6 protein-coding genes and 2 pseudogenes are annotated in these 6528 nt (G+C 65.3%); 6 read left to right on the top strand and 2 right to left on the bottom strand.

What is annotated here, in order from left to right; translation table 11 throughout:
• From VN419_RS00810 to VN419_RS00800, 3 genes and pseudogenes are all read left to right on the top strand, one after another.
• Positions 1–440 (top strand): annotated as a pseudogene (locus VN419_RS00810) (U32 family peptidase); the annotation flags it as partial.
• Between the two features lie 26 nt (positions 441–466).
• Complete coding sequence (locus VN419_RS00805) at positions 467–1420, top strand: DUF523 and DUF1722 domain-containing protein (RefSeq protein WP_325643426.1); 954 nt, start codon at positions 467–469, stop codon at positions 1418–1420.
• Between the two features lie 85 nt (positions 1421–1505).
• The gene (locus tag VN419_RS00800; protein ID WP_325643424.1) at positions 1506–2348 is read left to right on the top strand and encodes a rhodanese-like domain-containing protein; all 843 of its coding nucleotides are present in this window, start codon (positions 1506–1508) and stop codon (positions 2346–2348) included.
• Here the strand turns inward: VN419_RS00800 and VN419_RS00795 are convergent.
• Positions 2345–3226 (bottom strand): DMT family transporter, encoded by an 882-nt coding sequence (locus tag VN419_RS00795; RefSeq protein WP_325643428.1) that lies wholly within the window; start codon positions 3224–3226, stop codon positions 2345–2347. The genes VN419_RS00800 and VN419_RS00795 overlap by 4 nt on opposite strands.
• A gap of 43 nt (positions 3227–3269) precedes the next feature.
• Positions 3270–3926 (bottom strand): TIGR00730 family Rossman fold protein, encoded by a 657-nt coding sequence (locus tag VN419_RS00790; protein WP_325643422.1) that lies wholly within the window; start codon positions 3924–3926, stop codon positions 3270–3272.
• Between the two features lie 170 nt (positions 3927–4096).
• On the opposite strand from VN419_RS00790, the gene VN419_RS00785 reads away from it, so the two are divergent.
• The 3 genes and pseudogenes from VN419_RS00785 to VN419_RS00775 form a co-directional block, all read left to right on the top strand.
• On the top strand, positions 4097–5788 hold the full coding sequence (locus tag VN419_RS00785) for an MBL fold metallo-hydrolase (protein ID WP_325643420.1): 1692 nt from the start codon (positions 4097–4099) through the stop codon (positions 5786–5788).
• 12 nt (positions 5789–5800) lie between these two features.
• Positions 5801–6400, top strand: coding sequence for a 16S rRNA (guanine(966)-N(2))-methyltransferase RsmD (rsmD, locus tag VN419_RS00780; RefSeq protein WP_325643418.1), 600 nt, complete (start codon positions 5801–5803; stop codon positions 6398–6400).
• 11 nt (positions 6401–6411) lie between these two features.
• A pseudogene (locus VN419_RS00775) lies at positions 6412–6528 on the top strand (pantetheine-phosphate adenylyltransferase); the annotation flags it as partial.

Raw genomic sequence — 6528 nt, 5'->3', positions numbered from 1 at the left:
GCCTGCGGCTCATCGGCGGGCCCTTCTGCAATCTGGCCAATGCGCAGACGGCGGCCCAATACGCGACCCTGGGCATGGAGAGCGTGTTCGTGAGCCCGGAGCTTTCCGGCGAAGAGCTGCTTTCGTTGCCGCGCACAAGTCCGGTGCCTTTGGGCATCGTCATGGGCGGCTTCTGGCCCCTGGGACTCACGCGCATCCTGGCCGAGGAAGTTCGCACCGAGGAGCCCATCCTAAGCCCGCGCGGCGAGGTGGCCTGGGTGCGCAAGTACGCGGGCAACCACTGGATCTTCCCCGGCTGGGAGCTGGATCTCTCCGCCCACCGACGGGAGTTGGAACAGGCCGGATACGCGCTGTACGCCAGTTTCCGCGAGCCCTGGCCGAAGTTCCTGGAAGCCGCGCCGCGCACCAGCGTATTCAACTGGGACCAGGGACTGCTGTAACACGGGGGGCGCATATGGAAGGCGGCATGAACGGGAGGCCAAAGGTCGGCATCAGCCGGTGCCTGCTGGGCGAGAACGTGCGCTATGATGGCGGGCACAAGCTGGATCGCTTTCTGCGCGACGAACTGGGACGCCATGTGGACTTCGTGCCCGTGTGCCCGGAGGTGGAATGCGGCCTGTCCGTCCCGCGCGAGGCCATGCGTCTGGTGGGCGACCCGGAGGCCCCGCGCCTGGTGACCATAAAGAGTGGGCAGGACCTGACCCCGCAAATGGACGCCTGGGCGCGGGAGCGCGTGGCGCGGCTTGGGGAAGAGGGCCTGTGCGGCTTCGTGTTCAAGTTCGGCTCGCCCTCCAGCGGCATGAGCCGGGTGAAGGTCTACCCCGAAGGCGGCGGCTCGCCGCTGCTCAAGGGACGCGGGCTCTTCGCCGCGCGCGTCATGGACGAGCTGCCTCTCTTGCCGTTTGAGGACGAGGGCCGGCTGAACGACCCGGCCCTGCGCGAGAACTTCATCGAGCGCGTGTTCGTCATGCACCGCTGGCGCACGCTGCTGGAGCAGGGCTTCAGCCTTGGGCGTCTGGTGGACTTCCACACCCGGCACAAGCTGCTCGTCATGGCCCACAGCGTGGTGCACTACCGCAGCCTGGGCAAGCTGGTGGCCGAAGGCGGCAAGCTGCCCCCGGCGGAGCTTCAGCACGCCTATCTGTCCGGGCTCATGGAGGCCTTGCGCCTTACGGCCACGGTGAAGAAGCACGCCAATGCGCTCTCCCACGTCATGGGCTACTTCAAGCGACGCTTGAGCGCAGACGAGAAGCAGGAGCTGCTTGAAATTATCGAGTCCTACGCCAGCGAGCTGTTGCCGCTCATAGTTCCTGTGACTTTACTCAACCACTACGTGAGGAAATTCGGCGAGAGCTATCTGGCCGGGCAATGGTACCTGCATCCGCACCCGGCGGAGCTCAAGCTGCGCAATCACGTCTGATTTTTTCCGCCACATCCGCCATTTCCGCACGGCCGTCTTGCCGCACATGCCCTTTGCCTGTATACGGTTGTGAAAGGAGTGTGGCATGACCGCGTACGTTCATCAGATCGAACCCAAGGAAGCAGGCAAGTTCCTCGACGAGGTGCGCCTGGGCGCGCGCACCCTGCTCGATGTGCGCCAGGATTTTGAATACGCCGAGGGACATCTTCCCGGCGCCAAGCACATCCCCCTGCCGGAGCTTTCCGAGCGTTTGGGCGAGCTGGACAAGAACTTGCCGCTCATGGCCTACTGCCGGGCCGGTTCGCGCAGCTTGGCTGCGGCCAATATGCTGGCTGGCCAGGGTTTCCGCGAGTTGATGAGCCTCAAGGGCGGCATGCTGGCCTGGGAGGGCGCTCAGGCTCAAGGCCCGGCCGATCTCGGCATCCAGAGCCTTTCCGAGGCGCGCAGCCCCGCGGAGCTTTTGGAGCGCGCCTGGGGCATGGAGTTGGCCCTTGAGGATTTTTACAACGCCCTGGCCGTCCGCTCGACCGACGAGGAGTTGGCCACCCTGTTCCGGCGCTTCGCCGGGTTCGAGGAGCGCCACCGCCGCACTCTGTACGAGATTTGGTCGCGCTCGCCAGGAACTGAGAAGGACGAGGCGCAGCGCGCGGCCTTTGAGGAGCGCGCCAAGGCGTCCGTCAGCCCCGGCGTGCTGGAGGGCGGCATCGTGGCGAGTGACTACCTGGGCCACATGGCCGATCCTTCCGACGCGGGCGAGGCCCTGGAGCTGGCCATGGCCGTGGAGGCCCAGGCCCTTGACCTGTACATGCGCCGCGCCGCCAGCGCCGAGGATGTTGACCTGCGCCGCACGCTGAACCTGCTGGCCGAGGAGGAGCGCGCCCACCTGAAGGTGCTGGGCACCTTCGTCGACGGGTGGAAGCGGTTCTAGGCCGCCTGTTTGTCCTCTGCCGGTTCTTTGCTGCGGCGCTGCCCCAGCAGGTTGCCCGTAAGGATCAGCGCCAGGCCCGCAAAGGTCGTGGCGTGGATGGTTTCGCCCAGGATGAGGTGGATGAGCAGAAGCGACAGGAAGGGCGAGAGGAAGATCAGGTTGCCGATGCGCGCGGTTGATGTCGTCAGCCGCATGGCCATGAGCCAGAGCACGAAGCTGACGCCCATCTCAAACACGCCCACGTAGGCCGCAGCAGTCAGGCCAGGGTTATTCCAGCCCGGGAGTTCGGAAAAGATCAGCGTGGTGCCCAGGATGAGCGGGAAGGCCGCCCCGAAGTTGAGCAGCAGCGCCAGCACGGGGTCGGTGCCGTTCTTCGTGTTGCCTATCCAGTACAGCGCCCAGATGAGGGTGCTCAGAAGGGCCAGCCCCACCCCGGCCGGGCTGCCGAAATCAAGGCCGGTCACGTTGCCCTGCGTGGAGAGCACCACCACCCCAAGATAGCTGACGCAGATGGCGGCAAGGTCGCGCCGGGCCAGCTTTTGTCCCAGGAACGGCACGGAAAGCAGCGACAGGGTGATGGCCCAGGTGTAGTTGAGGGGCTGGGCCACCTGCGCGGGCAGCAGCGAATAGGCCTTGAACAACACCAGATAGTACAGGAAGGGGTTGAGCGCGCCCAGGGCGCAGTTGCGCAGCAGTTCGCGCGGGGCAAGGGACTTCAACAGTCCCAACTTGCCCTGCAAGGCCAGGATGCCCAGCAGGGTCAGCACGGAGACGGCATCGGCCGCGAGCAGCAGCTGCAAGTGGTCCAGGCTGCGCAGGGCGATCTTGAAGGCCGAGGCCACGGTGCTCCAGATGAGCACCGTGCCCAGGCCGTACATGTAGGCCAGCCGTTGCCGGGAAGAAGCCTGCTCCACAGCGGCGCTAGATGACCACGTGGCGCTTGATGTGCGCCACGGCCTCTTCGGTGGAGTCCGTCAGCAGGAACAGATCCAGGTCCTTGAGGTTGCAGTAGCCGTCGGCCACCAGACGTTCACGGAACCAGTCCACCAGCCCGCCCCAGAAATCCTTGCCCAGAAGCACGATGGGAAAGGCCTTGATGCGCCGGGTCTGGATGAGCACCAGCGCCTCGGACAGCTCGTCCAGGGTGCCGAATCCGCCGGGCAGGGCGATGTAGGCCAGGGCGTACTTAATGAACATGAGCTTGCGCACGAAGAAATAGCGGAAGTCGCAGCGGGTGTTCAGGTACTGGTTGTTGTGCTGCTCGAGCGGCAGGTGGATGTGCAGGCCCACTGAGCGTCCGCCGGATTCGAAGGCGCCCTTGTTGCCCGCCTCCATGAGGCCCGGCCCGCCGCCGGTGATGACCGCGAATCCGGCCTCGGCCAACTGGCGTGAAAGCTCCACGGTACGCTCATACCACGGTTCGCCGGGCTTCACCCGGGCGGAGCCGAACACGGAGACCGCCGGGCCGATGTCGTTCAATGTTTCAAAGCCGTCCACGATTTCGGACAGGATTTTGAACAGCCGCCAGGACTCCTGCATGGACAGGTCGTCTATGAGGTACTGCTTGGAATGAGGCATGGTCTTTTCTTTGGCTCCTGAATAGTGGTTGCGGCCCTGCGCCGTCTTTGGCTAACATGCGCGCTTGCCGGGTGCATAAGGCTTACACGCAATCCGGTGCGAACGAAAGAGGCGCGGGCGGTTCCGCCGCGCCACGGAGTGCATTTTAAACGCTTCAAAGCGGGGGTTGCATGAAGATCCATTTCCTCGGAGCCGCACAGGCCGTTACTGGTTCCTGCTACATCCTCGAAACCGGCGGCCATCGCTTCAGCGTCGACTGCGGCATGCACCAGGGCAACAAGGAGATTGAGAAGCGCAATCTCAACATGGACAACTACAGTCCGGCCAGCTTGGATTTTGCCCTCATCACCCACGCGCACATCGACCACATCGGGCTTTTGCCCCGTCTGGTGGGGGCGGGCTTCAAGGGCAAGATCTACGCCACCCCGCCCACCATGGACCTGATGAAGATCCTGCTGCTCGACAGCGCGCACATCCAGGAAATGGAAGCCGAGCAGCGCCTGCGCCGCGGCCTGCGCCGCGGCAAGGTTGGCACGCCGCCACCGGCCGTGGAGCGCCGGGGCAAAGCCGCGCCCGCAACGGTCTACCCGCCCGTGGAACGCCGCGCCGTGGGCATGGAGCAGCCGCTCTACACCACCCAGGACGCCCTGAACACCTTCCCGCTCATCGTCCCCGTGGAGTACGACACCCCGTTCGAGCCCGCGCCGGGCATCCGCGTCACCTACCGCAACGCCGGGCACATCCTGGGCTCCGCCTTCATCGAGGTGGAGTACGTGGAGGAGGGCAAGACCACCCGGATCATCTTCTCCGGTGACCTGGGCCGCCCTGGCCAGCTTATCCTGCGCGATCCCAGCAAGGGGGGACACGCGGACTACCTGTTCATGGAGTCCACCTACGGCGACCGGGACCACAAGAGCGCGGAGACCAGCCGCGACGAACTGGCCGCGGCCATCGCCTACAGCTACAAGAACAAGGAAAAGGTCATCATCCCGGCCTTCGCCGTGGAGCGCACCCAGCAGATTTTGTACACGCTCTTTCTGCTGGACCAGGCGGGCAAGCTGCCCAAGGACATGCCCATCTACCTGGACAGCCCGCTGGCCATCCAGGCCACGGAGATCTTCCGCAAGCACCCCGAGTACTTCGATGACGACATGAAGGCCCTGCTGGCCCAGGGCAAAGATCCCCTGTCCATGCCCAACCTGCGCTTCAGCCAGTCGGCGGAGGAATCCCGCGCGCTGAACACCATGACCGGCTCGGCCATCATCATCTCGGCCAGCGGCATGGCCAACGCGGGCAGAATCCGCCACCACCTGCGCCACAACCTGTGGCGAAAGGGGGCGAGCGTGGTGTTCTGCGGCTACCAGGGCGAGGGCACGCCCGGCCGCAAGATCGTGGACGGAGCCAAGCACATCACCATCTTCGGCGAGGAGGTGGCCGTGGCGGCCAAGATCTTCACCATCGGCGGCTTCTCGGCCCACGCGGGCCAGGCGGAAATCGTCCAGTGGCTCAAGAGCTTCGACGGCACAAGCACCAAGGTCATCCTGATCCACGGCGAAGTGAAGGCGCTGCAGGCCCTGTCCGGCATCGTGCGCGACCAGCTGGGCATGGAGGCGCACATCCCCACCTATCTGGAGGAGCTGACCCTTGAGCCCGGCAAGGTCATGGTGCCCGTGGTGGACGAGGCCAAGGCCGCGCCGCGCATCGACTGGGACTTCCTGCTGGCGGACAACAAGCGCCTGGTGGAAGAGTTTCAGAAGCGCATGGAGCAGGCCAAGGCCAAGCCCTGGGTGGCCCAGACCGAGATCCGCGAGCGCTTCCTGGAGCTGAACGGCAAGATCGCGGCGCTTATCTCCGAACTGTAGGCGAAGGGAACCATGCGCATCATCGCAGGCGAATACGGAGGGCGGAGCATCCGCACCGTGGAGGGGCCGGGGTACCGCCCGGCCACGGCCAAGGTGCGCCAGGCCGTGTTCTCCATGCTGGAGGCCCGGGGCCTCAGCTGGGAGGGCGCGCGTGTGCTCGACCTCTTCGCAGGCAGCGGCTCCCTGGCCATGGAGGCCTTGAGCCGGGGCGCGGCCGAGGCCTGGCTCATGGACAAGAACCCGCGCGCGGTGGCCGCCATCAAAGCTTCGCTGGCCGACCTGCGCGTTGCGCCCGCGCGCTTCCGGGTGCTGAATGCGGACCTCTTGAAAGCTCTTGAAAAACGGGCGCCAGCACCTTTTGACCTGGTGTTCGTAGACCCGCCCTACGGGCTTGACCTTTTGCCCCCGGCCATGGAAAAGGCCGTGCGCGGCGGCTGGATAGCCGACGGCGGGCTGGTGCTCGCCGAAGTGGAGGCACGCTGCGACTTTTCCGGCCGCATTCCGGCCCAACTCATCCCGCAGGCCGACAGGCTCTACGGGCAGACGAGGATACTGCTGTGGCGGAATTCAATCCAAGACTCGCCGTCTACCCCGGAACCTTCGACCCCCTGACGCGGGGGCACATGAGCCTCATCTTCCGGGGGCTCCGGGTGTTCGAGAACGTGGTGCTGGCCATAGCCAAAAGCACGCCCAAGAAGACCTGCTTCACCCTGGAGGAGCGCGTGCAGATGGCCAAGGAG

Origin of the sequence: Humidesulfovibrio sp. (assembly GCF_035560995.1) — a bacterium.
Taxonomy (GTDB): Bacteria; Desulfobacterota; Desulfovibrionia; order Desulfovibrionales; family Desulfovibrionaceae; genus Humidesulfovibrio.
Note: the sequence above shows the minus strand (reverse complement) of the source record. Positions and strands in the feature narration are given on the sequence as shown.